Origin of the sequence: Paraburkholderia sejongensis (genome assembly GCF_020880815.1) — a bacterium.
GTDB lineage: Bacteria > Pseudomonadota > Gammaproteobacteria > Burkholderiales > Burkholderiaceae > Paraburkholderia > Paraburkholderia sejongensis.
In genome coordinates this window covers 316173-342248 of the sequence record NZ_JAJITD010000003.1, presented here as the reverse complement: position 1 = coordinate 342248, position 26076 = coordinate 316173, and the positions used below count along the sequence as shown (strand labels likewise).

Sequence of the window (26076 nt, the reverse complement as noted above, 5' to 3'; positions counted from 1 at the left end):
CCAACAAAGATGGCTCGCCGCCCGCGTGCGGCGATTCAGGCGGGACTGCGGCGTCGCATGTGCGTGGTGCTTCCTGTTATGCAAGCTCAGCCCGCCGTTGCGGTATTGATCGCGTTGAGCGTGCCGAGCGCGACTCGCGGGTCCGGAGCGTCATTCACCCGCCGCCTGCCGCAATACCGGATGCGTCGCGCCCGCCGGCATCAGCCACACGCCGTTCGGTCCGAAGTCGTAGCCGGCGAAGCTTGCGGTGTTGCTCATTTGCGCGGTCGTCAACCCGTTCGCGGCCGGCAGGTCGTTACTGCCGCTCGCGGCCTGGCCGCTCGTCTCCGTGTTCCAGTACACGTCGGGCGCGACGCTGCCGCTGCCGAATGCGATCAGGCCGTGGGTCGGCATGCGGCGCGTTCCCACCGCGCCAGTCGAAAACGACTGGCTGATCGTGCCGTCGTTGACGCCGACGAGGCCGCCGCCGAAGCCGGTCGAGAAGACCGGGTCGATCGCACCGGTCGCGTACGACTGCGTGATCGAGCCGCGGTTATAGCCGACCAGTCCGCCGTTCGCGCTGGAGCCGGAGACCGTCGCGCTGCTCCACGAGCGCTCGATGGTGCCGTCGTTGACGCCGACGAGGCCGCCGAACGTCGTGCTGTCCTGGTAGATCTCGCCGGCCCGCCCGCTCGTATGCGCATTGGCGATCACACCCTCGTTCACGCCGGCGAGAATCCCGCTGCCTTGGGAGCTTTCCCGCACCGTGCTGTTTTCCACCCCGACGTTGCGCAGCACACCGCCCTGACCGACCACGCCGAACAGACCCGACGAGTGGTCCTGATAATAATCGGTGATCTGGAAGGTCGCGTTCGACAGCGTATGCGACATGCCGTCGAACTGGCCGGTAAACGCCGTGGTGTGATTGCCGATCGGCGTGAACGTGTAGCCGGTTGCGTCGATGTCGGTGCCGAGCGCGTAATTGCCGGCGAGGTCCTCGCGGATGTTCTGCAGGTCGTTCACGTTGTTGACGAGCTTGTACGCGGTGAACTGCGTGAGCTGGCCGCTGCCGGCGGCTGGCGTCCAGCCCGGATTGGCGCTCAACGTGCCGGCGCTATAGGTGCCGTTCATGTCGTACAGCGCATTGACGATGCCGGTGCTGCGCGACCAGTCGAGCGTGCCGTTGTTCGCGATCGAGCCGCCGTTGTCGACGCTCGCCGCATCCGCGCGCAACGTCAGATTGCCGCTGCCCTGATTCGCGATCGACGCGTTCTGCCCAACCGTCAGCGAGCGATACGCGGCGAGCGTCAGCGACGCCCCGCCCTGCCAGTTGATGCTCGACGCGACGTTGAGGTCGCCGGCGTTGTTGTCCAGTCCGGTGGTCCGCACGTTCACCGAGGTGCCCGCGTTCAGCCCCTGCATCAACGCGTTCGCGGTCGCGTCGTCGATGGTCAGGCCCGGCGTCGCGAGGTTCCATTGACGCGCGTCGATGGTCGTGCCGTGCTTCGGAAACCTGAACGTCGCCGCGCTCATGTCGACGGTGCCGCCCGGCGCGGCGATGACGCCGCCCGCTTGCAGATGACCCTGATCGGCGACCAGCCACACGTGCCCGTCGCGGGTGGCGGTGCCGGTCGCGCGCAGCGCTTCGTTTTTGCCGGCCAGCGCGTAGATATTGCCGTCGACCGTTTGCAGGCTGATCTGCGCGGCCTCGATCGTGCCGCGATTGGTCAGCGTGCCGCCGTCGCCCGCCTGCACGAATACCTGCTTGCCCGTTGACGAGTCCTGCAACAGAACCTGTTGGCCGACCGCGAGTTCGGCGGTGCCGTTGGGCGCGCTGATCGTGCCGCGGTTCTCGACCGCCTGGCCGGCGATCAGAAACACATCGCCGCCGCTCGACGCGATCTTGCCGAGATTGACGACGCTCGCCGTCGAATTGCCGCTGAGCGCCAACGGTTGACCGTTCATGAAGGCGGCCGGGTCCGCGTCGAGCGTGGACGCAACGAAGCGGCCGTTGGTGGTGACCACGCCGTTGCGGCCGATCACGATCCCTTGCGGGTTGATCAGATACACGCTGCCGGTCGCGGTGAGCGTGCCGAGAATCGCCGACGGCGAGCCGCCGGTCACGCGATTGAGCGTCGCGCCGTTGCCGTTCGCGAACTCGACGCGGTTTTTGTTGCCGATCGAAAAGCTGTCCCAGTTGACGACCGCGTTGCCGCCCGGTTGACTGATCGTCAGCGTCGAGCCGTTGCCGGCGATCGTCCCGCTGCCTGCCACGAACTGTCCGCCGCTCGGTAATGAACCTGCCGGCCCTGCCGCGTGCGCATACGCAGACGCGAAACAGGCACACACGGCTGCGGCAACCGGCAACGCAACGAGCGCGTTGCGTCGCGTGCCGAACCATTGCGGATGCGATACCAGCCAGACGTTTTTCATCTCGGTCCCTGTTATTGGCTATCGGTATCGGCGGCGGTCAAACGTGCGTGGATACCGGTTGGTGGTCGTCGGTTTTACCGATGGCGGATCATCGATGGCACGCGAAAAACCCTTGCGGTCACGCTGTCATTTTGCAGACCGAATGATGGGACGAATAGCGCCGCATGACGTTGCGACCTCAACGTTTTCGGCCTAAATCTCCACGGAATGGGATCGACTCTGGACAAACCCTTAGATCGATCGCGGCGGCCAAACACGCATTGGCCCGCTTTCGTGCGGGCCGTCCGGGCGCCCTCGGATGCGGATGAAAACGCGGATCAGCCGCTGACACAGGCGTAAAACGCTGAGATTGCGAACCGGCGGCTGCCAAACCGACTGCTATTCTTCAGACGCTGCCGCTCGCGCGTGACGATCGCGCGCTCAGGCGGAAAGGAGCAGCTATGACGCGTCCTTACTCACCCCGGTCCATGGGCCGCGCATTGCAGCGCAACGACTCGATTGCGCGCGTGTGGCTCGCGCTCGGTATCTCGCTCACGGGACTGTCGTTGCCGCACATCGCGAGCGCGGCAGGCGTGCTGCCGCAAGGCGGCGGCTACGTCGCCGGCGCCGGCACGATAACGAGCGGCGGCAACGCACTGGTGGTCACGCAACCCGGCTCGACGCGCGGCGTGATCGAATGGAACAGCTTTTCAATCGGACCGGCCAATATCGTCACGTTCAATAACGGCTCGGGCGCGACGCTGAACCGGGTCACCGGCGGCTCGCCTTCGGCCATTTTCGGACGCCTGCGTGCAACCGGCGATCTGTATCTGATCAATCCGCAAGGCGTGGTGGTCGGACCGTCGGGCGTGGTGAGCACCGGGGGCCGTTTTGTCGCGTCCACGCTCGACGTCTGCAACTGCGCGTTCATGAAGGGCGGCGCGCTGACGCTGTCGGGCGACTCGAACGCCAGCGTGATCAACCTGGGCAAGACCGGTTCGAGCGGCGGCGACGTGTTCCTTATCGCGCGCGGCATGGTCGTCAACGCGGGCTCGGTGAGCGCGCCGAACGGCACGGCCGAACTGGCCGCCGGCGCCACGGTGCTGTTGCAGGACTCGGCCGCCAGCAGACAGGTGTTCGTGCAAACGGGCAGCAAAGGCAGCGTCGTCGCCAGTGGACGGATCGACGCCGCGCAAGCGAGCCTGCAGGCCGCCGATGGGAACGTCTATGCGCTCGCCGGCGCGGGCGCGCGGATTCGCGCGACCGGCACCGCGAGCCGCGCCGGCCATGTGTGGCTGGTCGCCGACGGCGGCGCGGTCACTCAGACCGGCACGATCGTCGCGAGCAACGCGGACGGCAGCGGCGGGACGGTCGATACGCAAGCGGCGCAACTCACGTTCGGCCGCGATGCGGCGGTCCGGGCCGGCCAATGGAACCTGACGACGCCTGCTTTCACGATCGACGCTCCCGCCGCGCGCGCTTTGCAGCGCAGCCTGAACGCGGGCACGTCGGTCGATGTCGCGACAACCGGCGCGAACGGTTCGAGCGGCGATCTGGGTGTCGCTGCGAATCTGCGCTGGCGGGGCCCGGCAACGCTGACGCTCGCCGCGTATCACGACGTGTCGATCGGCAACGGCGCGACGATCGCGAACCGGGGCGCCGGCAATCTGAACCTGCGCGCCGATGCATCCGCGCTCGGCAACGGCGGCAGTGTCGTCAACCACGGCACGCTCGACTGGTCCGCGAGCACGGGCACGGTCAGCGCGTTCTACGACATGAACGGCAGCTATACGGCCGGTACGCAACTGGGCAATCCGGCATGGGCGCCGCTCGCGTACAGCGGGCTCGTTACTCAGTTCACCGCTTACCGGCTGATCAATTCGTTGACCGACCTGCAAAGCGTTGCGCAGGATCCGGGCGGCAACTATGCGCTGGGCAAGGACATCGATGCGAGCGCAACGAGCAGCGCCGCATGGATGCCGCTCGGCAATTCGGTCACGCCGTTTACCGGTCAGTTCGATGGCCAGGGCAAGACCATCGGTCCGCTGACGCTGCAGCCATGGCCGTCCGGCAGCATGTACATCCCGCAACTGATGGGGCTGTTCGGTCAGATCGGCAACACGGGCGTGGTGCGCAATCTGAGCGTCAGCGGCCGTGGTTCGCTCGGCGGCAACACGTATGCGTACATGGGCATGCTGGCCGGCGTGAACAACGGCACGGTGCTGCGGGTCGACGCGGCCGGCACGCTGACCAGCGGGGGCAGCGGTTCCTCGATCGATTACACGGTCGCCGGCGGACTGCTGGGCGTCAATACGGGCAGCGTATTGCGTTCCTCCAGCGGCGTCGCGCTGACGACCGGCAATACGCTGGGCGGTCTGATCGGCGCGAACACTGGACTTGTTTCGCAGTCCTTCGCCACCGGCGCGCTCGTCTCGCTCGGCTATATCAATGAAGGCGCGGGCGGCCTCGTCGGCAACAACGGCGGGACGATCACGCAGTCGTATGCGACCGGCTCGACGCTGCTCAGCGGCTACTGCCGCGGCGCTGCCGGCACGCCATGCGGGGGCGCGGGGCTCGTCGTATACAACACCGGCACGATCACCCAGTCGTTCGCGACGGGGCTGGTCACGCAGCCGCTTTATCAACCGATCGGCATCGCACGCAGCAATACCGGCACGATCTCGGACGACGTGTACTGGAACAAGGAGACGACAAGCGCGACGGTCGGCGTTCTGTACGGCACGCCGCTACCGGCGGCTAACGGATTGACGACCACGCAGATGAGTACGCCGGCGTCGTTCGTGTCGTATGACTTCTCTCCGGCCGGCGTGTGGGCGATGCCGGCGGGCGCGACGCATCCGGTGTTGCGGTGGCAGGTTGCGCAGTGATGGGCGTGGGCGGACGCGTCGTTGCGAGCCCACGAACAGTCGTTCACCGCGCCGCCCTTGCCTCCCCACGGCTCACCTTCATCCGCCAGTTCGCCACCGCCCCGAGCGCGAGCAGCACGCTGGTGCCGAGAAACACCGCGCGCATCCCCACATGGCCGCCGACGAAACCGCCCAACAGCGGCCCGGCCACCTGCCCCGCGTATTGCGACGAAACCGAGTAACCAAGAATCGCGCCCGCCACGCCGGCCGGCACATTGTGACGGATCACGCTCGCGATGCACGGCAGCAGGCCGCCCAGCGCGATACCCATCAGAAAGCGCAGCACGATCAGTTGCCAGCTTGCGGTGACGAACGCTTGCGGGATCAGGAGCACCGCCGACACCGCAAGACAACCGATGATCACGTTCCAGTGCCCGACGCGGTCGGCCAGCTTGCCGAGCCGCGACGACGAGATCACGCTGCCGAGCGCGGCGCCCGACATCACGAATCCGGCGACCATCGTCACGTTTTGCGGTTTAGTCAGTTGTGCGACGTAGACCGTAATGATCGGTTCGATCGACATGTTCGCGAGCATCAGCAACAGACCGGTGGCGAGCATCGCGATCGACGGCGCCTTGTCGTGCACCTGGGCCCACGCGCCCTGCTTCGACGCCTGGCCGCCGCGTTTGCGCACCGGCGCTTCGCGGATCAGAAACAACGTCGCGAGAAACGCGACGAAGATCGCCGCGCCCGCCGCCCAGAAGGTTGCGCGGATGCCGATCAGCGGCGGCAGAAATCCGCCCACCAGCGGGCCGACCAGATTGCCGGCCATGATCCCCGACGACAGCACGCCGAGCGCCCAGCCCGAACGCTCCTTCGGCGTTTGCGTCGCGACGAGGATCATCGAGCCGGACGCATAGCCGCCGAGTAAACCCGCGAGCAGCCGCAGCGCGACCAGTTGCCAGGCCGAGTGCGCCATGCCGATCAGCGACATCGCGACCGCCATGCCGAGGCTCGAACGGATCAGCATCAGCTTGCGCCCGTACTGGTCCGCGAGCCTGCCCCACAGCGGCGCGACCAGTGCGGCGCTGAAAAAGGTCGCGCCGAACGCGGCGCCGGACCACTGCACGATCGCCGCGTGATCCTTCACGCCGAGCTGCTCGACGTAGAGCGGCAGGAACGGCAGCAGCAGCGTCATCGCGACGATCGTCGTGAACGAGCCGAACACGCAGACGCACAGATTGCGCTGCCAGTGCGCGGTGGCTTCGTCGTCGGCCGGCGGCGGGACCCGCGGCGCGGGCGGCGCGTGGGGCGGCAGCGGTTCGACCGCTGCGGTATCGAGCTTGCGATTCATCTTCGAGATCTTCTGTGCGGGGACGAATGTCCGTTCGAGCTATCGGACGCATCGTAGCGGCTCGGGGCCCGCTCAGGCAGTCAAGCGCTCATCCCGGTATCGCTACTACCTGCCCGGATTTTTCGGACTTCCAGGCGTCGCCGGCGAGGTACTGTGCGACGTCTGCGGCGCGGCCGCCGCCGCTGACGCCGCGGCCGATACCCCCGCCGCGCCGCCCGGCAGATCGGCCGGCCTCGTCGAACTCACCGCCTCCGGATAGAGCTGCATCAGCACGCGCAGCACCCCGTTGGTCCAGCCGAAGCCGTCCTGCAGCGGGTACTCGCCGCCACCCGCGGATTTGTCGTTCGCGTCCACGTCGTACTTCTCGACCAGCTTGCCGGTCTTCTGGAAGTACGCGACGTTGGTACGAATCCAGCGCGTGGCGATCTCGCGCGCGAGCTCCGGCTCGCTATAGCGACGCAGCCCGATCACCGCAAGGTATTGCAGCGGCGCCCAGCCGTTCGGTTCGTCCCACTGCTGGCCCATGTTGGTCTGCGTGGTCGCGAGACCGCCGGGACGCAGCAGACGGTCGCGAAGCGTCTGCGCGACTTCGCGCGCCTCGTTGCGATTCGCGACGCCGACATACAGCGGATACACGGTCGCGGCGCTGAGCCGGTGCGTGAGCGCGCGATGCACGAAGTCGTAGTCGCCGAACGCGTGCAGTTGCGGATCCCACAGCAGCCGGCGAATCGCATCGGCGCGCACGCGCGCGCGTTGTTCGAGATTCTCCGCGTGGCTCGCATCGCCGGTCACGCGGTACGCCTTCGCGAGCGTGCGTTCGAGGTCATACATGAGGGAGTTGAGATCGACGGGGAGCAGCGACGTTACGTCGATCGTCGCGAGCGTCTTGCCGTCGGCGAACCAGCGCGAGCTGAAATCCCAGCCGGTTTCGCCGCCCGCGCGCAGATTGCGCCACAGGTCCTGCGGGTCGCGTTGCGAGATCTGCTGCGCGGTCAGCACGTCCTCTCGATACGACTCGTCGCGCGGCGTCGCGCGTTCGTCCCAATAGCGGTTGAGCAGCGTGCCGTCGGTAAGCCGCACCGCATGGAGCGCTGCCTCGCCGGGCTTGACGCTACCGCTGCCCGACATCCAGTACGCGTACTCGCGGCGCAGCTCGGGCAGATAGCGCGCGTAGACCTGATCGCCTTCTTTTTGCGCGACCAGTTGCACCATCTGCGCGAAAAACGGCGGCTGCGAGCGGCTCAGATAGTAGGTGCGATTGCCGTTCGGGATGTGGCCATAGCGGTCGATCAACGTCGAGAAATTGTTCAGCTCGTCGTCGACCAGCGCGTGCTGGCCGCTCGCGTCGAGCCCCAGCATGATGAAGTAGGAGTCCCAATAGTAGATTTCGTCGAAGCGGTCGCCCGGCACGATGTACGGCGCGGGCAGCGGCAACAGCGACGAATACGGGCTCGCGCTCGCATCCGGGTCGCGGCGCAGCACGCTCCACAACGTATCGATGTGCGCGGTGACGTTCTGGTCGGGATCGGACACATAGCGCTTCGCGGCGCGCGGCGGCAGCGTGAAATGCCGGTCGACGAACTGCTTCAGATCGAATTGCGGCTGCGTGCGCGCGCTGTTGTAGTCGGCGACGAGCTGGGCCGGCGGCTCGTTCGGCACCATGTCGGCGAACGTCTTGCTGTCCGGATACAGATGCGCGAGTTCGACGTCGCGGTACAGCTCGCCGTACAACTCCGACGGCGGCGTCGGCACGACCGGCGACGGCTGCGCGTGATCCGCGTTGGCGGCGCGCTGCGCGTTCGCGCTGCTGGCGGCGAGCGCATCGATGGTCAAGGCCGGCAGCGTGGCGGCGGGCGCGCCCGGCTGCGGCGGCGCGGAGTTCGGCGCGTACGTCGGAGCGGTTTGCGCGCTTACGCCGGCGCTCGCGCTGAGCGCAAGTGCGGCGGCCGCGGCCGCGCACACAACCGCGCGGCGAAAGCGCCGCATCGCAGGCATTGAAAACGGCACAGCGTAACGGGATGGCATCGGCGGACCAGGTGAGAACGACGCGGACGTCGACGTTGGCAATAGCATCGGCGGGCCCCAGTGCGGATCGCTCACGCAGCGCACTTGATGTGGGCTTCGAAACGCCTTGAAAACGCATTCGGGAGCAATTACGGGACCCGGTCCCGAGCGGGCGGTCATTCGAACGCGTGTTGCCGCATCGCGAGTGATGCAAGCTTCGCTGGAAGTGGAATAAGCGCAAAGGACTTTCCGGGTAATAATTTCCGCGTTAATCGGCAGTGTCTTCAATTTACAAAGGGGGACATATAACGCTTTGATTTTTATGGCAGAATTCGCGTCGGCCGCATGACTTGTCGAACCGCGAAGCGCGGCGCAAAGTCAGTGCGAAATTCCTACGGATTCAGCAGTTCTCTCGTTTAAAGGTGTGATATGGGAAGTCTCAGCATCGGTCATTGGCTCATCGTTCTCGCGATCGTGGCACTCGTTTTCGGTACCAAAAAGCTGCGTACCGCCGGTTCCGACCTCGGTAGCGCGGTCAAGGCATTCAAGGAAGGCATGGGCGATACGCCGACACCGGCTGCGAATGCCAACGCGGCCACGATCGATGTCCAGGCGAAGGACGTGAGCGCGAAGTAGGGACTCCAGCTGGAGGATCCTACTGGAGGATCCTGAGCGACCCAACCGGGCCGATCTCTCGAAGACCGCGAAGCGGTAGCGAGGATCGGCCCGGTTTCCGTTTACGCGCAGTGGCGCGGGCCCGCGCGTCGACGCTCGCCACCAATACCAAAGTATGATGGGCCGCCGTCGCCCGATGGTGCATGCTCGTGTGCCGGCGACCGCCGAGAGAGAAAGCATGAACAACGAATTGAGCGGCGTCGCCGATCTGCTGCCGGGCCTGGTGTGGACCGCGCTTGCCGACGGGCGCATCGATGACGTCAACCACGCGTGGTGCGAATACAGCGGGCAGAGTCGCGGCGAGGCCGTCGCCTGCGGATGGTCCGCGATCGCTCATCCGGACGATCTGCCCCAACTGCTCGCATGCTGGCGGATGGCCGCTGCGGGGGGTACCACGACTGAAACCGTCGCGCGCCTGCGCCGTCGCGATGGCCGCTATCGCCGCTTCGTGTTGCGCGCGCGTGCGGTGGCCGGCGCGAAGGACAGTGCCGTCAAACTGTACGGACTGGGCACCGACATCGACGAACTGGAATCGAGCGTCGAACCGGCGGACCTGCGCCAGATCGATCTGCGCGCGATCGTCGACAGCATTCCCGCCTTTATCGGGCTCGCCGATGTGAGCGGCGGCGCCGAGTACTTCAACCGCTTTTCGCTCGACTATCTCGGCGTCACCCAGGAAGACCTGAAGGGCTACAAGGCGGCCGAAACCGTCCATCCCGACGACCTGCCGGCGGCGATCGCCTGCTGGGCCCGCGCGGTCGAAACCGGCGAGCCGTATGAATTCGTGCACCGGGTGCGGCGCGCGGACGGCGAGTACCGCTGGTTCCATGTGCGCGGCTTGCCGCTCAGGGACAGCGATGGGCGAATCGTGCGCTGGTTTATCGTCGATGCGGATATCGACGAGGCCAAGCGCGCCGAGAGCCTGTTGAACGGCGAAAAGCAGTTGCTCGAACTGGTCGCGCGCGATCGCACCCGCCCGGAAGTTCTCGATGCATTCTGCCGGCTGGTCGAGAACACGATCGGCGGCTGTTGTTGCGGCGCGATGCTGCTCGATACGAGCGGCCGGCGCATCGAACTGGCCGTCGGGCCTTCGCTGCCGTCGCAGTTCGTGGCCGCGCTTTACGAAGAGGCGGACGAGGCCGGCGGCGATGGCTGGCCGACCGCGGTCCGTCTGCGTGAGCCGATCATCGCCGCCGACCTGCGCGCGCCGACGCAAGGGGCGCCGGCCGACTGGCCCGGGAGTGCGGCGTCGTACGGTTTCGGATCGTGCTGGTCGATGCCGGTCGCCGCCGCGTCGGGCGAATTGCTCGGCGCGTTCACGCTGTATTTCGAGCGCTCCCGCGCGCCGGGCACGCAGGACTTCGCGCTGCTCGGTCAACTCACGCAGATCGCCAGCATCACGGTCGAGCGGATGCGCTCGCAGTTGTGGCTCGAACAGGCGCTCGCGGACGTGCGCGCATCCGAGGACCGGATGCGCGACATCATCGACGCGGTGCCGAGCTTCGTATGGAGCACCGCGCCCGATGGCAGTGTCGACTTCCTGAACCAGCGCTGGAGCGAATACACCGGCATGACGCGAGAAGAAGCGAGCGGCTTCGGCTGGACTTCCGCCGTTCATCCGGACGATGCGGCGGGACTCGCGATCTACTGGCAGGCGCTGATCAAGGCAGGAGAGCCAGGTGAATACGAGGCCCGGCTGCGGCGCCACGACGGCGCGTATCGCTGGTTCCTGATTCGCGCGATGCCGCAGCGTGATGCGGCCGGCCAACTGCTGAAGTGGTACGGCGCCAATACCGACATCGAAGACCGCAAGCGAGCCGAAATGCTGCTGGCCGGCGAAAAGCAGCTGCTGAGCATGATGGCCGGCGGCGCGTTGCTCGCGCCGGTTCTCGACGCGGTTTGCCGGCTGATCGAAACGATCCTCGACGGCGCGCTATGCAGCATCGTGCTGATCGACCCGCGCCGCTCGCAACCGTCGGCCGACGGCGCGCCGGTACTGCACCTGCAGGCGGGCGCCGCGCCGAGCGTGCCCGCGGAACTGGTGGAGCGGATCGTCGGCCGCGAGGCGGACGCGCAGGCCGATCCGGTCGCGTTGGCGGCGCTCGCGAACCTGCCGATCATCGCGCCCGATCTGGCGCACGAGCCGCGCTGGCCCGCGTGGCGTTCGCTGGCCGCTGCGCACGGGATCCGCTCGAACTGGTCGACGCCGATCGCCGGCGGCAATGGGACGGCAAGCGGGACGGCAAGCGGGACAACCAACGGGTCGGCCAACGGCACGGTCGCCGGGGTGCTGTCGATCATGCATCGGCAGCCGACCACGCCCGATCATGCACACGAGAATCTGATCGCCCGCTTTACGCATCTGGCCAATATCGCGATCGAATCCGCGCGTTCGGAAGCCGCGCTGAAACAGAGCGAGGCGTTTCTCGCGAAGGCGCAGCGGCTCAGTCTGACCGGCACGTTCTCATGGCGCGTGGATACCGACGAGATCATCTGGTCCGAGGAGATCTACCGGATCGCGGAACTCGACACGGCGCTCGCGCCCGGCTTCGAACTGATCTTCTCGCGCACTCACCCGGAAGATCTGCCGTCGCTCAACGAAGTGCTTAGACGGCAGCGTACCGATGGCCGCGACTTCGAGCACGAATTCCGCCTCGCCACGTCGCCCGAACGGGTCAAGCATGTGCATCTGGTCGCGCATGCGACCAGAAACGAGCACGATCAGCTGGAGTACATCGGCGCGTTGCAGGACATTACGCAGCGCCGGCTGTCGGAGGAAACGCTCGGCAAGGTGCGCTCCGAACTCACGCACGTCGCGCGGGCGGCCAGTCTCGGCGTGTTGACCGCGTCGATCGCGCACGAAGTGAATCAGCCGCTCGCCGGCATCGTCACCAATGCCAGCACCTGCCTGCGGATGCTGGCCGCCGACCCGCCGAATCTCGACGGCGCGCGCGAGACCGCGCGCCGCACGATTCGCGACGGGCACCGTGCGTCCGATGTGATCCAGCGCTTGCGGGCGATGTTCGCGAAGCGAGGCAATTGCGCGGAACCGGTCGACCTCAACGAGGCGGCGCGCGAAGTGATCGCGATGCTGCTGGGCGAACTGCAACGGCACAACGTGGTGCTGCAGCCGGAGTTCGCCGAAAGTCTGCCCGCGGTCAGCGGCGACCGGGTGCAATTGCAGCAGGTGATCGTCAACCTGCTGCTGAATGCCGCCGATGCGATGCACGGGGTGACCGGACGTCCGCATCTGCTGAACGTGCAGACCGGCATCGACGCCGACGGGCGCGTCTATCTCGCGGTGCGCGACAACGGCGCCGGCTTCGACGGTCAGGATACCGATCGGTTGTTCGAAGCGTTTTATACGACCAAGAGTGCCGGGATGGGCATCGGGCTGTCGGTGAGCCGCTCGATTATCGAAAGCCACGGCGGGCAGTTGTGGGCGGTCGCGAACGACGGCCCCGGCGCGTGCTTCGTGTTCGCGATCCCGCCGTGCGCCGATGCGGACCGCGCAGTTTCGGACAATGCGGCGGCCGATGCAGCGGGCCGTGCGGAGCATCACGCACTCGCTGCCGACGCGAAGGAGAGCCGCTGATGAGCGCGCAGTTGCTCGTCGCGGTGATCGATGACGATGAGTCCGTACGCGAATCGCTCCCCGACCTGCTGACCGAGTGCGGTTTTGCGGTGCAGGCATTTTGCTCCGCCGAAGCGTTCCTCGACTCGGGCGATCTGAACGCGACTCGCTGCCTGATTCTCGACATTGCAATGCCGGGCATGGACGGCCCGGCGCTTCATCGGGAATTGCAGCGGCGCGGCTACCCTATTCCGGTGATTTTCATCACCGCGCACGGCGACGGCACCGAGCGTCCGAAGCTGATCGCGCAAGGGGCGGTCGACTGCCTGCGCAAACCGTTCAGCGAGGCCGATCTGCTGCGCGCACTCAGCGCCGCTTTGCGGATCGGATGAAACGTAGTGCTGCACGCGTCGCCGCCGCTAATACACGCCGATACAAACCGGAAATACGCCGGATACGCAGCGATGCTTTGATAGCGGTTCCAGCTATCGACTCTTTTACAGGGGAAGCACGATGACTCAGGCAACGTGGTTTATCACCGGCTGTACCGGCGGTTTGGGGCGCGCGCTCGCGGAAGCGGTTCTCGCGCGCGGCGACAATCTCGGCGCGACGACGCGCGACGCGAGCCGGCTCGCCGACCTCGTCGAACGATATGGCAAGCAGGTGCGCGTGTTCGAACTCGACGTGACCGATCCGCGCGCGGTGCGCGAAACGGTCGACGCGCTGGTCGCGCAATTCGGCCGTCTCGACGTGCTGGTCAACAACGCCGGCTATGCGAACGTCGCGGCGATCGAAGATCTGTCGGATGCCGAACTGCATGCGCAGATCGCGGTGAATTTCTTCGGCGTGTGCAACGTGACGCGCGCGGTGCTGCCGGCGATGCGCCGGCAGCGCTCCGGGCACATCATCCAGGTTTCGTCGGTCGGCGGACGCGTCGCGGGACCGGGTCTCGGCGCTTATCAGGCGGCCAAGTGGGCGGTCGGCGGTTTCTCCGAGGTGCTGGCGAAGGAAGTGCGCGAGTTCGGCATCAAGGTCACGATCGCCGAGCCGGGCGCGATGCGCACCCATTGGGCCGGTACGTCGATGACGGTGCCGGCGATCAGCGCTGCGTACAAACCGGTGATCGAGCCGGTCGTCGCGCGGCTGCGTGCGAGCGACGGCCAGCAGCCTGGGGACCCCGCGCGCGTCGCGGATGTGCTGATCAGTATTGCCGGCTCGGCGACTGCGCCGCTGCGCTTACTGCTCGGCAGCGATGCGGTGGCGGTCGCCGCCGACGCCGCGCGCTTGCGAGCCGCGGAAGATGCGCAGTGGCGGGCGGTCAGCGAGTCGGTCGCGTTTTAGCGGGATGGGGGAGGCTCGCCGTTCGCGATCAGCAGTTGATCCACCATTTCCAGCTTCAACGGCTTATCCGCATCGAGCTTCTTTTTCTCGACCACGTATTTCCACCCGTTGCCCGCGCCCGGGTTCCGGTAGAACGCGACGACGGCCACATACTTCGTGTCGGCTTTCATCGGTTGCGACAGACTGGCGGCCGCGCCCGGATTCAGCGCGGCCGCCATGCTGTCCTGCAGGTCCTGCGCGAGCACGGTGCGGTCGTGCTTCAGAAGATCGTCGTACGATGCGCCGTCGAACAGCTTGCGATCTTTCAACTGGTACACGCGCACCGCGACCGACGTCGCGCGTCCGGCGTCGTCGGGATTCAGTGCTTCACGCGCGGACAGATCGACGTTGAGCACTTTCACCTGTTTGTAGAACACGGCTTGATAGGCGCTCGATGTCGAGTCGGAGACGGTCTGCCACGCGCCGCAGGCGGACAGCAGCACGACAGACGCGACGGTAGCAATGGCGAGACGAATAAACATCAACGGTTCCTCGATTCAGCGCGTTGCGGGCTCAGATAGGGATTGGCGGGCGGTGCCGGAAACGCTTCGCGCACACCGAGTGCAATGGTGATCATGCGTTCGTTTTCGGCGGGCAAGACGGTCGTCCAGCCGAGTCGTGGTGCGGGTTCGGCGGGGGCTGTGCCGATCGTCGGCAGCGGCGCCAGTCGCGACGACACCTCCATCCGAAGGTGGACATCCGCCTTGACGCCGACATACAGCTGCACGAACGCGATCAACTCGCGATGCAGCCACGCTCCCGGCAGCAGGTCGTGCGCATCGCGGGCGTTGTCGGGACGCAGCGTGACGCGCACGGCCCGGCTGCGATAAGCAAGCCGCCGGCCCAGTACATAACCGCCGCCCAGGCCACGCAGTTTTTCGGTCCCCTGCTCCGCGGCCGCGGGACGCGAAGTGAGCGTGCGCGGTTGTCCGACACTCGTGACCGCCGGAAAAAATTCGTCGACGCGCACGTCGACACCCGGCACAGCGAGTGCGATCACCCCCGCGAGACCCTCGGGCGTACGGGTCTTCATGCCGAGCAGACCGAGCAGCGCAAGCATCCGCGAATCGGGCAAGCCCGCGCGCTCAGGCTTGCCGCCCCAGCCGAAGCCGACCAGACACAGCAGGTTGCGCGAATGCGCGTCGCGGCCTGCGGGACGGAAGCTCTCCGGGTAGCGGTACTTTTTCCAAACGCGGTACAGCACGGTGACGAAACGATGATTGAAGCGGTCGAGAAACGCTTCGACGGCCTCGTGCCCTTCTTCGCGCACCACGATGTCGTCGATCAGATGCGGCGGCATTGCGGCATCGACGCCGTACAGGCCCATGAACGTCGTGCGTACGGTCGGCGGCGCGGGTGGTCTGCCGTCGTCGTCGAACGTACTGTCATATTCCACTCTGGCGACTTCGCCGGCGGGAAATCCGACGCGCGGCCACGCGCCGAAACGCACGGGCTCGTGTTCAGGCGTATCGCGCGTGCCGAAGCCGGGACGATCCGGCGCGCGTACTTCGAGCAGACGACACAGCTGCATGAAGCTCATTCGCGGCGCGCGTTCCAGCAGCGCCGCGACGAGCGGCTCGACATTGGGAAGATCGTGCGGTTTCATAGCGGCGCGCGTTGTGCCTTGCTGCGCGGCCAGACCGTGCGCGTTTGCGACGGCAGACTCACGATCGCAAGCTTCGTGAACAGATTGATTTCCGCATAAGCGGCAAAGAAGCGATGCAGCAGTTCGCCGAACAGCATCAGATCGCCGTCGCCGGCGAACGCGTGCGAATCGAGCGTCACTTCGATCAGCACACCCCGCTCGACCGAGCCGCCCGACACTTCTTCGAGCAGTTCTTGCGAAACCCACACAATGCCGGCCAGACGCCGCGCGTTCAGTTCGTCGCCGGTCCAGTCGTACAGTGCGAGCGCGCCGCGCAGCACTTCCGCATCCATCATCGACAGGAAGTTCGGCGCCAGGTGGGACAGCACGCGCCACTGAAAGCGGTCGCCGGTCGGCGGATAAAGCGGCAACGTCGGCGCGACCAGGTTCCGCACGCCGGCCACGTTCGGCGTGCTCGCGGCGAGTTCGCTGAGGTTCGCTTCGCGCAACCCCTTGCGCGCCAGCATGCCGTTGGTGCCGGTCACGCGCAGCGAAAGGCTTTCTTCCGGCAGCGTGTCCCGGCTTTCCCACGCATGGCCGCCGAGAATCACCCACGTTTCGTGCAGCCCCGCGATGCCCGGACGCACGCGTGCATGGAAATAACGCTCCGGCGCCTCGTGACGCAGCATCCCGCCGCGATGCCGGAAGGTGGCAAACGGCACGTATTCGTAGCGCTCGGCGGTGTCGTGATCGAAGGTCCAGATTGCATCGACCGAATAGGTTTCGACGTGCTCGCCCTGATGACCGGCCGGCACGACGCGATACTCGGTGTCGTGATGGTTGATCTCGACCGGCTCCGCGTCGAGTTCGAACAGGTTGATCACCGGGGAGCAGAAGAGCCGCAGATTGTCCCGGCTGAAGTGCTGGTCCGACGGATAAGCGCCCGTCAGAAGCAGCTCGAGTTCGAAACGGGTCGTGCCCGCTGGAAGTTTCGCGACGTCGAGTCCGCACAGGTCGATGAACAGGAACTTCTCGCGAAACGAAAAGTACTCGAGCAGCAACTGGTAACCCGAGAACGCCGCATCCGCCTTCGGCCATAGCCGCTCTTCAGTCGAAAAACCCGCGGGCTCGATCGTGATACCGGAGAGCGGCAGCGCTTCGCCATCCCGAACTTCAGGAATGCGACACAGCACCGAATCGAGCTGGCGGGTGAGCGCGAAATGCATCGCGAACGCGACCGGCAGTTCGGCATTCAGATGCAGGCGCAGCCGTGACAGATCGATTTCCTCGCGCCGTGCCGAATGGTGCAGCTCGAAGCCCACACGAATCACCGAGCGGCCGTCGTGGCGCACGGTGGGTCCCGCGTGTGTGATCGACAGTGGCTGAAGCTGGACGGCCTGGGTGGTACGGTACAGGCATTGGACGGGTTTCGGCGTCGTGCCTTCGGCGCCCGACGGCGGCCCAACGTTGATCGGCGCGGACCGGACCGGCACACCGGCGGGTACGACTTCGGTTCTTTGCAGCTTTTCGCGCAAAGGGATCAGTTCGACAACCGCCAGCGACGGAATCATGCGCAGATAGTGCGGCCACAACAGGCTCACGAGGCCTTCGGTGAGCTCCGGCAATTCGTCGTCGAGTTTCTGTTGCAGGCGGCCGGTCAGGAACGCGAAGCCTTCGTGAAGGCGCTCGACATACGGATCGCGATCGCCGACGCGGTCGAGGTTCAGCATGCGCGCGCGGTCGGGATGCGCCTTCGCGAATTCCTTGCCCGATTCGCGCAGGTAGCGCATCTCGGCTTCGTAGTAGCGCAGGATGGGATCGTCTTTTTCCATTCGGGTTGTTCTTATTGGAGAGTCAATGCGCGCGCCGGATCGAGCACGGTCAGTTCCGCCTGCAATTGGCCGATACGCTGCGCGAGTGCCGGTTTGTCGGCATCCTTGCGATTGCTCATCGCCTTGAATGCCCGGGTCAACTGTTGCTTGACCTCGAAAACCAGTGCCGGCTCCCAGCGCGTGAGCGGCAGCGAGCATGCGGCTGCGTCGAGTTCGCTCAGCAGTGCGAGCGCGGTATCGGGACGGCCGAGCTGATCGGCGACGCGCGCCATCACGAGTCGTTGCAAATAGCGATGGCGATCGGTCTTCATGCCGGGCAGCGCGTCGAGCCACGCGAAGGCGGCCTCGATACCGTCGCGTCCGGCAAGCTCTCGCGCCTGGGCTTCGATCTCGGGCCAGTCGCCGGCACTGCCGTCCTCGCTGCCGGCCGAAACCGGCAGTGGCGCGACGCTCTCGCCGGCCTCCAGATCGCGCACGACCGCGTGCCGGGCAATCCATTCGAGCGTCGAATCGTCGGCGAACGGCGTGCCGTCGTTGAACGCCAGACGTTCGATGCCAGGCAGCCGGTCGAGAAACAGCGCGAAGTCCGTGCGCAGCAATTCGCGCCACGCGCTGTATGGCGCGCCGACGTGATCGAGCGCGACATGCTGGAAGTACTGCAGGTCGAACCAGAGATGATTGACGCCTTCCATGAACGCGCCCTCGACCCGCTCCAGCAGTTCATGCCACTGCTTCTGCAATACGAGTCGTTTCATCTGCGTGCGCAGTTCCGCACGCGGCGCGATCAGCCGGGTATGCGATGCGGCATCCGATGGCGGTACCTCATGCAACGTATCCCAGCGCACGCTGCGCACGATCCGCACCGACGACAGATAGCCGTTCTCCTGATCGCGCAGCCAGGTGGCCATTGCACGGGCCTGATCGAGCAGATTCTGCGTTGAGCTGATGGAACCGGACCCGCCGGATGAAAGAGTCGCCGTGACTGGCGAAGCGGCGTGGACGGGATCCGCTGCACGGTTACCCGTGATGCCGTCGTTGCGCTCGAACCGCGATACCAGTGGCTGCAGGTTCGGACGCGCGGCTTCGGACCAGCCGCTCGTCAGCGTGACAAGGACATCGAGCGCCGCAAGCGCACGTTCGAGGTCCGCCGGCGCGAACTCGCCGCGGCTTTCGAGCAGTTCCAGCACGCGGGTGGTCGCCAGCATTTCGAGCGCGCCTTTTTTCGCTTCGGCACGCGCCGGCAGTGCGGATTCGCCAAAACGGTCGACGAGCGCGGCGAATAATTCCAGCCCGTCGGCAAAACCGGCCGGCCCATCCTGGCGCAGTCGCGCGAATGCGTAGTGGCCGGGAAGACGCAGATCCTTGCCGGTCTCTTTCAGTAGCTGTTCGCACGAACGGACGATCAGCGCATCGTCGATCCCCGAGAGCTTGCCGGCTTCATCCTTGAGCGTGAAGAACGCGTCCTCGTAACCGGGATCGCGACCGACGCCCGCTTCGCCCGGCAGCGGCAGCAGCCACGACGCCCACGTATCGAGGCGCTCTCGCGCGAGTTCACCCGCGTCGTCGCGTGCCGGAAAAATATTTCTGAACAGATCTCCCAGTTTCATTCGACCTCCGGCACAAAACCGCGCGGTAGGGGTACGGCCGCGTGTTTAGCCGCGGCGAGCGCGGCGGGTGGTAACGGCGGCGGATTGCGCGCGGAAGGTTTGGCGCCGGGCTTTGCGCTCCCGGTCACGAAGATGCGCGTAGGCAGTGCGAAGTGCCGAAGCTGTAGTACATCGAGCGGGCCCGCGCCGGCGTCGCTTCGCAATTGCACGTTCAGCGCAATGCCTTGACTCGTGTCGGGCGCCCAGCTCAGCAAATAGCGCGCGTTGTCCTGCTGCGAGACCGTCGCGCGTTCCAGCAAGCGGATCAGCCCGAAACGGTCCTGCGCATCGAGCGCGGAGCGCAGACCGCCCTGCTCCGTCTGCCATTCGATGCGCGACAGGTTCTCGAGCGACTGTCCCGGCCACTCGAACGGCACCCAGTCCTCTTTCTGATTGAAGTAGTCGAGCTGACGCCCGGACAGCACGACTTTCATATCGGTCACGCCTGGTGTCGCGACGCCTCGGAGATCGAAACGGATATGCGCATCGCCGCCCGGGAACATCACCGTCGAGACACGCGTGAGCCGGTTCAGACTGTCGAGAAAGCCCGGCTCGAGCCGCAGCGCATCCTGTTGCGAGCCACCACGGTCCGTGCCTTGTGCGGCGACCCACCGGTCGCCCTGCCGTTCGATGACGCCGGCCAGCTGCGTCGTCACGAACTGTGCGATCACGCCGTTGTCCGGCCGCATGAAGCGCGCCATTTCGGGCAACGAAGCATCGTTTTCCGAATCGGCGAACGGATAGCGGCCGCCGAAACTGCGGTTCCAGTCGGCCACGATCGACGTGCGCCAGATCTCGTTCAGACTCGCGGCCGCCGGTTGCACGACGGCCTGCCAGGTCTGGTCGAGCGGTGTCTGCAGCAACTGGCCGAAGCCGGCCCACTGCTGGCCGAGGCTCGCGGCGACCCGGCTCGCGTAGTCGCGGCTTTCCGCAATATCTGAGGTCTTGCCTTGTAGTACGGATTGCGCCGCGACGCGCGACATTGCGTCGGTATCGGCGCTATTGACCATCTGCTCGATCTTCAGGCGCATCGCGGTGACGCGTTCGAGATAGCGGGCAACGCTCAGGTCGCCGGTGGCGGCAAGTTGGGCCGCGGCGTTGCCGCCGTTGCCGGCGTTGCCGGTTCTGCCGGGCGCGGCGGAAAGCAGGTCGCTGCCGGTCAGTCGCAGGATTGGGGCAAATGCGATCGACAGCGGAGCGGGTTGCGGTTGTGCCTGTTTTGAAGGGTCTTTCTCGTCGGTGCCGACCAGTTGCTGTGCTTTGCTTATCAGCGTGTCCGACAACGATTGAGTGCTTGCGCCGGTACCAGCCTGATAGACGATCGCATTCATCAGCGCGAGCAGCGGCGAGCGCTGCGGGTCGCCCAGCAGCGTGAGCTGGTCTGCTGTGGCTGACAGCGTCGGCGCGCTCTGCCAGCGCAGGCTGTTGAGAAATTGCTCCCACGCGCGCGCGTAGTCGTCGAAATAGCGTTGGCGTAGTTCGTCCTTCAGCCTCGATGGCGGCTGGTCTTTCGTTTTCGTATCGGACAGCACCCAGTCGCCGGCGATGTTGCCCTGCTCGCTGGCGTCGTCGATGGCCTTCGAGATGCGTTCCTCCCAGGCGGCGCGCGTGAAGACGCCCGGGATGGTTTGCGTCGTGTTGAACAGGCCGCGGCCGGTGGTGTCGCCGAGCAGCGTGGTCAGTGTTAGCGGCGGGTACTTCGGTGTTGCGTCATCGAGAATCTGCTGGTAGACCGCATCGGTCGAGTTCTGGATGCCGCGCACACTGATGATGGTCTGACGCGTGGACGCGACGAGGTTGCCGTCGGGGACGATGGCTAGGGATGAACCGTTGGCTGTTATTCGATGGCCCAGGTGGTTTGCGAAGAAGGCGATGGTGTGCTCTCGCAGGTCTTCCCATGTGCCGGATGGGAGTGGTGAATTGGCTGCGCGTGAGGGGGCCGCGGTTGCGATTAGTTGGGGTGTCAGGAATGCGGCGACGGCGCGTTCCGGTTTGGCCAGCATCAGATAGGCTTTAAGCGTGTCGTAGGCAGCTTGTGTTTGGGTGTCGCCGCCGCTTGCGATTTCTTCGTCGGACATCGTGGACAGATGGCGTAGGCGATCCTCCAGGGTCTGGCGGATTGGCGTGACCAATATCCGACTCGCGGCGCTTTCGTAGGTTGGCCAGATCGCGGTGAGCAGCGCGTTGTCGCGGTTCAGGCCGAAACGGGTCGGCCAGGGCGCGCCGTTACGCTGCCGGGTATCCAGTGTGTCGATCTGCTTGCCGAGACTGTCGAGCGTCTGCATCGACAGGGTGGTGTCCTGGGTGCCGGTGAACTTGGCGAGCGTGTCCCGGGCTGAGCCGATAGTCGTGCGGTTCGTGACGCCTGACACCATCGTGCCGGCAATCCAGAGACCGACCGCTGCCGTCGCCATCCATGCGGCGGTGGTCGAAAGTGAAACGCCGACGCGGCGACCGTGGATTCTGCGGCTGTGCCCGGCGACGGTCTGCCAGATCGTTCGATATTGCGGGCCTGACGCCACCTCGTCGCCGTTCGCGTCAACGGGCACCGGCGGCGCCTGTTCCCGCTCCTTGAACAGCGGTGCGAAGAGAAGCCCGTGGACCGCGTGCTGCCAGACACGGGACCGGGCAGTTTGCAGCACCAGTCCCGACAGCGCACCGCGAAGCCTTGAAATATGCTGCGAGAGCTCGGCGGGATATCGGTCGTGTGCGTCCTTCGTCAGGCGTACGACGCCGGCATCCGCGAGGTTGCCGGTGAGATCACGCAGCGACGTGTCGATTTCGGCGGCGCTGACGCGCGCGTCGGACCACGTGAAGCCGATCGCCTCGTCGGGACTCGACGTTTCGCTGCCAAAATCGGTGACGTTGAGCAGATATGCGGGCGCGGCCCAGCGCAGCGCGCGGGCATGGCGCGCGAGCCGCTGGGTGAGCGCGTCAGTGTCGAATGGCGTGGTGGCCAAACTGCGGTTCCGGCTCACCGCCACAATTGCGTCGACCGGGCGACGGCGGCGCAGGCGGCGGATCCGGTCGAGCCATTCGGTTTCGAGTGTGTCGCGGGTTTGCCTTGCGTACAGCAGGACCGTGTCACCCGTGAGCAGATAGCCCGCGTCAACGAGTCCCGGTGCCAGGCGCTTCACCAGCGGTACGTCGCCGGCGACGAGCACCCACCGCTCGCGATACCGCCAGCGCCAACCGTGGCGGTCACGCAAAACATTACGAAGCGCAGTTGCGCGATCGGCTTGTCCTGGTGGCTGGTCCTGATCCTCGTGGTCAGCAGACGCTGCGCGCCTGCCGCCATCGTATCGGGCAAACCACCGGGCAGCTCTCAATGACGCGACCCGGAGCAGCGCCGCTTCGAAGTACTTGACCAGCAGGATTATCACCAGCAGGGCCGAAAACAGGGCAAGCTCGATGATGATCCGCGTTTCGCGGGACCACCCGTGACGCGGCCCCACGGCCCAAACCGCGATACCCAGCGCCAGGAAGACGATGACGGCCGCGATGCCAATGAAAAGGCCAGCCGGTCGAGTCTTATATTCATTCATGTTGTCGTTCATGTCTGCTTTCTGCACATGAGGGCGATCAGTTCCTCACCTTCGCCACAAAGCACTATTTGCGGGTCACCCGTGGTCCGGGCACTTTCTGCGGCAAGGGCGAGGGCCAGCCAGGAACCTGCTCCTGAACAGTCGCCCACGGACGCCTCGAGCACATTCCATTGCGCCCCGTCCACCAGGGGCGCGGCTTGCCGAACCGCACTCACACTGTCAAGGGGCAAGCCATGCGCCCACACCGTGCGCAGGCGCTCGCGCGATGCCTGCCCCCAACGGGCGGCCAGCTCGAGCGTGCGGGCGGCTGCATCCAGCGTGGCTCTCGCAGGACGATGCAACCGTAGCCCGCTGGAACTGGCCGGCGACGCAAGACGCGGGCGCCCAACGAGCAGGGCGACGCCCGCCTCCGCAACGCCGTCAGAGAGGACTGCACTGATTGCATCGCGAAGCTCGATCGCGACCAGCAGATGAGCCATGTTCACGTCGCGGTTGTCCAGCCACGCGTCCGTCCGGAAGAGGGAGCGCGCGCGTTCGCCCGACACCATGTCCACCTTCAACGCAGGCGCCCGTTCAGCGATCAATTCCCGCAGGCGGGTTTCGACTGCTGCGGATTTCAGCCTGGATTGGTGATGAAGCTCGACCTGGAGCCGGGTTCGCGCAGGAAGCACCCTGAGCTGCGGCAGGAGGCGGTTGATCAGGCGTTCGATCAGCCACGTACAGACGGCATGATGGCGGGCATGTTCGGCGAGTTCGTTGCCCGCCTGAAAAGGCATGTCGGGAATGTCGAGCCATCGCGCATTGACGTCCGTATCCGCGACTGCCGCGCTCGGTCGCAGTTTCGCCAGATCAGCCCCCGCCAGTACACCTTCGAGCGAGTTTTCCGGATCGTCGGCGGCGAAACACCAGGCATGGCCCAGTATTGCCAGGGGCGTGCTCGCCAACGCATGGCACGCCTGCTCTGCCTTGTCGCTGACGCGGTTGGTCGCAATCGCCTGATTGCGACGTCCGTAGCCGTATCCGAGCCACGAGACCAGCAGGAGAGCCCAGCCCAGCAAGGAATAACCAACGATGCAGAACCAGAACCCCAGTGTGCCGGTCGGACTCCCCGTTGGCCAGAGCCCGATCGTCAGCGCCGCTCCCGCAGCCATGACGAGTACCAGCAGGACCGTCCAGAGGATCAACGAGATCTGGGGGGCAGGTGGCACGTCCACCCGCGGCGGCACGCGATTGAAATCGACAGGCATTGCTTACCGGACCTGTGCTCCGCGGGCGGAGGCAATTAGGACAGCCCCACACCGCGTGTGATCGCCGTCGCGCGAGAGCGGCGTAGTGCCATCCTTTATCCTGCCGCTACCTTCCACGATCTCGTTGTCGCCGTGAATCGGGCAGGACACCCTGTCGCCGACGCGCGCGGCCCGGCGGCCCTTTACCTTGATGCGATCCGAGCCCGTCAGGATCTTGCCGCCGTGGCTCGTTGCGTCGCCTTCATATGCGAGATTTTTCATTTGGTCTGGTCCCTCTTGAATATCCGAAAATCATCGTGCCATTCAAAACGCGAGAGGCGAAAATATTTTATTTGCCGTACAGATCAAGCTCATCGACTGAGTCTTCCACCCCATATTCCAGTCCATGCCGCGCAGCGCTATCGAACAGCATATACATACTGCCTTTGCAAACCTTATTGAAGACAATCTTCCCATCTTTTGCGACGTATATTTCCCCGGGCACCAGTGCATTCGAAACCACGTAGGTATAACGGCCGCTCGTGAATTTCATATGGCTTCCCAAACCATCGGGCAATCTTGAAACGTCCACAATGGAAATTCGTCCGCGAGGAGGGGTTAGCTCTCTAGGGAATTTATATTCAATTTTGCTGTGCGTGCCAAAGCGGTACTGCACATATCCGTGATCAGGTGAAATGTTATCGGCTGCGCATACAGATGCAATATTGCTGGAATCTTGTAGTTCGCAGCTAAAATACTCAACCTCGCCCTGATGACAGAGACTCATCGCTCCAAGATAACCTGGAGATTTGGCTGACGCTAAATGACTGCCAACTGTGCTCACCAGGATAATCGCCATTTTTACGAATTGTTTCATGCGAGACCTCCCCATTTATGGATCTCGGCGAAGTTTCCTCTTCTGCCATCAATACTTTCCGTTTTCATCTTATTAGGCTTACCTTTGAATAGTCCGAGATTGATCACTTTGCTGACTGAATCGACGATATCTTGCGCGTCGCCGTGGTCAGCGAGGCCGTAGAGACTATGGGCAACCCAAAAGAAGCATGCCGATCGGACCGCGTACCTGACCTGCCCGACGCTTTCCGGATCGGCTTCGAAATCCGTTGTCGCCCGCTGGGGCGACGCATCGGCATTTGCTTTATGCCACGCGGTGAAGCGCTGATACCCGTCTCGATGCGTGAGCTGAATCATGCCCCGGCCGCGATAGCGGTAACCATCACCGCTTTCTGGCTTGATGGCAGACATACATCCCTGCTCTTTCCGTTCAGGTAGGCCTTCGAGTCCGCTGTTTATTGAACGAGTAACCTTCGTAACCCCGTCGGGTCCCACGGTTGTTGAATTATCTGCAATGAAACCGATCCCTCTACCACTCCAGAACCGCAATCCACTCCGCTCGTCACTTGAGGATTGTTTTCGAGAAGCTCTGGCTGACTGTCGCCATTTTTCGCTTACCGAACATCAATTGACTCATATTCCTCCCTAACAATTCCCTGATAGGCTTTTTCGCGTATCGATGCATCGTTATTGCACACCCGATTCGAAATTTTTTTCCTCCCCTTATACACAACAATACCAGCGAAGAACGTGGGGCCCTCTTCGGTTTTAATCGTCTTATCATATAGATAATACGTGTACCCCTGTCGAGAAAATCGAATGTGGGCCTCTCCGCCGCCAGCATATCGCGCATTGGAGAAATAGAATATATCTTTCGTTATTCCGCTGCTGTGGGAAATTTGCAGATTTATATTTCCATCACTGCCATTGCGATAGGTTAGAGCTCCATTTTCTGTCGACTGACAGAGTGATGAGATTGACTTTTCGAGTTCGCAATTAAAAATTGCCGTCTCTTTTGCAGTGCACAGTCCCTCGGCATGCGCTGCCACTGGCGCTACAAGGCTAATTATTGCAGCCAAAACTGCTCTGCAAACGTTCATAATGACACGGTCGGCTATCTCGGGGAATCCGAAACTCATCGC

The 26076-nt window shown here is 64.7% G+C and carries 18 protein-coding genes; 5 read left to right on the top strand and 13 right to left on the bottom strand.

What is annotated here, in order from left to right; all coding sequences use genetic code 11:
• Positions 1–150: 150 nt before the first annotated feature.
• Entirely contained in the window at positions 151–2412 is a 2262-nt protein-coding gene (locus LJ656_RS07715) for a two-partner secretion domain-containing protein (RefSeq protein WP_230508674.1), read from the bottom strand.
• Positions 2413–2852: 440 nt separating this feature from the next.
• Here LJ656_RS07715 and LJ656_RS07710 point away from each other — a divergent pair, with 440 nt between their 5' ends.
• Entirely contained in the window at positions 2853–5279 is a 2427-nt protein-coding gene (locus tag LJ656_RS07710; protein WP_425605907.1) for a two-partner secretion domain-containing protein, read from the top strand.
• 43 nt (positions 5280–5322) lie between these two features.
• Here the strand turns inward: LJ656_RS07710 and LJ656_RS07705 are convergent, their stop codons facing one another.
• Both LJ656_RS07705 and treF read right to left on the bottom strand, forming a co-directional pair.
• Complete coding sequence (locus LJ656_RS07705) at positions 5323–6612, bottom strand: MFS transporter (RefSeq protein WP_230508673.1); 1290 nt, start codon at positions 6610–6612, stop codon at positions 5323–5325.
• Positions 6613–6717: 105 nt separating this feature from the next.
• Positions 6718–8598, bottom strand: coding sequence for an alpha,alpha-trehalase TreF (treF, locus tag LJ656_RS07700; RefSeq protein WP_425605912.1), 1881 nt, complete (start codon positions 8596–8598; stop codon positions 6718–6720).
• Between the two features lie 447 nt (positions 8599–9045).
• Here treF and tatA point away from each other — a divergent pair, with 447 nt between their 5' ends.
• From tatA to LJ656_RS07680, 4 genes are all read left to right on the top strand, one after another.
• Entirely contained in the window at positions 9046–9252 is a 207-nt protein-coding gene (tatA, locus tag LJ656_RS07695) for a Sec-independent protein translocase subunit TatA (protein ID WP_230508671.1), read from the top strand.
• Positions 9253–9469: 217 nt separating this feature from the next.
• On the top strand, positions 9470–12886 hold the full coding sequence (locus LJ656_RS07690) for a PAS domain-containing protein (protein WP_230508670.1): 3417 nt from the start codon (positions 9470–9472) through the stop codon (positions 12884–12886).
• On the top strand, positions 12886–13257 hold the full coding sequence (locus LJ656_RS07685; RefSeq protein WP_230508669.1) for a response regulator transcription factor: 372 nt from the start codon (positions 12886–12888) through the stop codon (positions 13255–13257). The genes LJ656_RS07690 and LJ656_RS07685 overlap by 1 nt, the downstream gene beginning before the upstream one ends.
• Before the next feature lie 121 nt (positions 13258–13378).
• Positions 13379–14206, top strand: a complete 828-nt coding sequence (locus LJ656_RS07680; protein ID WP_230508668.1) for an SDR family NAD(P)-dependent oxidoreductase — start codon at positions 13379–13381, stop codon at positions 14204–14206.
• Here LJ656_RS07680 and tssJ read toward each other — a convergent pair.
• From tssJ to LJ656_RS07630, 10 genes are all read right to left on the bottom strand, one after another.
• A complete protein-coding gene (gene tssJ, locus LJ656_RS07675; RefSeq protein WP_230508667.1) occupies positions 14203–14727 on the bottom strand; it encodes a type VI secretion system lipoprotein TssJ in 525 nt (174 codons plus the stop codon). The genes LJ656_RS07680 and tssJ overlap by 4 nt on opposite strands.
• Positions 14727–15851: a type VI secretion system baseplate subunit TssG gene (tssG, locus tag LJ656_RS07670; RefSeq protein WP_230508666.1), complete on the bottom strand. Its 1125-nt coding sequence runs from the start codon at positions 15849–15851 to the stop codon at positions 14727–14729. Before tssG ends, tssJ begins: the two co-directional genes overlap by 1 nt.
• Positions 15848–17662, bottom strand: a complete 1815-nt coding sequence (gene tssF / locus LJ656_RS07665; protein WP_230508665.1) for a type VI secretion system baseplate subunit TssF — start codon at positions 17660–17662, stop codon at positions 15848–15850. Before tssF ends, tssG begins: the two co-directional genes overlap by 4 nt.
• An 11-nt stretch (positions 17663–17673) precedes the next feature.
• Positions 17674–19269 carry a type VI secretion system protein TssA gene (tssA, locus tag LJ656_RS07660; protein WP_230508664.1) on the bottom strand — a complete coding sequence of 532 codons (1596 nt, stop codon included), beginning with the start codon at positions 19267–19269 and terminating at the stop codon, positions 17674–17676.
• Positions 19266–22865, bottom strand: a complete 3600-nt coding sequence (locus LJ656_RS07655; protein WP_230508663.1) for an ImcF-related family protein — start codon at positions 22863–22865, stop codon at positions 19266–19268. Before LJ656_RS07655 ends, tssA begins: the two co-directional genes overlap by 4 nt.
• On the bottom strand, positions 22862–24100 hold the full coding sequence (locus LJ656_RS07650; RefSeq protein ID WP_230508662.1) for a hypothetical protein: 1239 nt from the start codon (positions 24098–24100) through the stop codon (positions 22862–22864). The genes LJ656_RS07655 and LJ656_RS07650 overlap by 4 nt, the downstream gene beginning before the upstream one ends.
• A gap of 3 nt (positions 24101–24103) precedes the next feature.
• Positions 24104–24361, bottom strand: coding sequence for a PAAR domain-containing protein (locus LJ656_RS07645; RefSeq protein ID WP_230508661.1), 258 nt, complete (start codon positions 24359–24361; stop codon positions 24104–24106).
• A gap of 67 nt (positions 24362–24428) precedes the next feature.
• On the bottom strand, positions 24429–24956 hold the full coding sequence (locus LJ656_RS07640; protein WP_230508660.1) for a hypothetical protein: 528 nt from the start codon (positions 24954–24956) through the stop codon (positions 24429–24431).
• Positions 24953–25345 carry a hypothetical protein gene (locus LJ656_RS07635; RefSeq protein WP_230508659.1) on the bottom strand — a complete coding sequence of 131 codons (393 nt, stop codon included), beginning with the start codon at positions 25343–25345 and terminating at the stop codon, positions 24953–24955. Before LJ656_RS07635 ends, LJ656_RS07640 begins: the two co-directional genes overlap by 4 nt.
• A 203-nt stretch (positions 25346–25548) precedes the next feature.
• Positions 25549–26073 (bottom strand): hypothetical protein, encoded by a 525-nt coding sequence (locus tag LJ656_RS07630; RefSeq protein ID WP_230508658.1) that lies wholly within the window; start codon positions 26071–26073, stop codon positions 25549–25551.
• Positions 26074–26076: the final 3 nt, after the last annotated feature.

What these genes read in the sequence shown, in the direction of transcription:
- LJ656_RS07715 (WP_230508674.1), bottom strand. Translation starts at nt 2,412, where the DNA reads ATGAAAAACGTCTGGCTGGTATCGCATCCGCAATGGTTCGGCACGCGA.
- LJ656_RS07710 (WP_425605907.1), top strand. Translation starts at nt 2,853, where the DNA reads ATGACGCGTCCTTACTCACCCCGGTCCATGGGCCGCGCATTGCAGCGC.
- LJ656_RS07705 (WP_230508673.1), bottom strand. Translation starts at nt 6,612, where the DNA reads ATGAATCGCAAGCTCGATACCGCAGCGGTCGAACCGCTGCCGCCCCAC.
- treF (WP_425605912.1), bottom strand. Translation starts at nt 8,598, where the DNA reads ATGCGGCGCTTTCGCCGCGCGGTTGTGTGCGCGGCCGCGGCCGCCGCA.
- tatA (WP_230508671.1), top strand. Translation starts at nt 9,046, where the DNA reads ATGGGAAGTCTCAGCATCGGTCATTGGCTCATCGTTCTCGCGATCGTG.
- LJ656_RS07690 (WP_230508670.1), top strand. Translation starts at nt 9,470, where the DNA reads ATGAACAACGAATTGAGCGGCGTCGCCGATCTGCTGCCGGGCCTGGTG.
- LJ656_RS07685 (WP_230508669.1), top strand. Translation starts at nt 12,886, where the DNA reads ATGAGCGCGCAGTTGCTCGTCGCGGTGATCGATGACGATGAGTCCGTA.
- LJ656_RS07680 (WP_230508668.1), top strand. Translation starts at nt 13,379, where the DNA reads ATGACTCAGGCAACGTGGTTTATCACCGGCTGTACCGGCGGTTTGGGG.
- tssJ (WP_230508667.1), bottom strand. Translation starts at nt 14,727, where the DNA reads ATGTTTATTCGTCTCGCCATTGCTACCGTCGCGTCTGTCGTGCTGCTG.
- tssG (WP_230508666.1), bottom strand. Translation starts at nt 15,851, where the DNA reads ATGAAACCGCACGATCTTCCCAATGTCGAGCCGCTCGTCGCGGCGCTG.
- tssF (WP_230508665.1), bottom strand. Translation starts at nt 17,662, where the DNA reads ATGGAAAAAGACGATCCCATCCTGCGCTACTACGAAGCCGAGATGCGC.
- tssA (WP_230508664.1), bottom strand. Translation starts at nt 19,269, where the DNA reads ATGAAACTGGGAGATCTGTTCAGAAATATTTTTCCGGCACGCGACGAC.
- LJ656_RS07655 (WP_230508663.1), bottom strand. Translation starts at nt 22,865, where the DNA reads ATGAACGACAACATGAATGAATATAAGACTCGACCGGCTGGCCTTTTC.
- LJ656_RS07650 (WP_230508662.1), bottom strand. Translation starts at nt 24,100, where the DNA reads ATGCCTGTCGATTTCAATCGCGTGCCGCCGCGGGTGGACGTGCCACCT.
- LJ656_RS07645 (WP_230508661.1), bottom strand. Translation starts at nt 24,361, where the DNA reads ATGAAAAATCTCGCATATGAAGGCGACGCAACGAGCCACGGCGGCAAG.
- LJ656_RS07640 (WP_230508660.1), bottom strand. Translation starts at nt 24,956, where the DNA reads ATGAAACAATTCGTAAAAATGGCGATTATCCTGGTGAGCACAGTTGGC.
- LJ656_RS07635 (WP_230508659.1), bottom strand. Translation starts at nt 25,345, where the DNA reads ATGTCTGCCATCAAGCCAGAAAGCGGTGATGGTTACCGCTATCGCGGC.
- LJ656_RS07630 (WP_230508658.1), bottom strand. Translation starts at nt 26,073, where the DNA reads ATGAGTTTCGGATTCCCCGAGATAGCCGACCGTGTCATTATGAACGTT.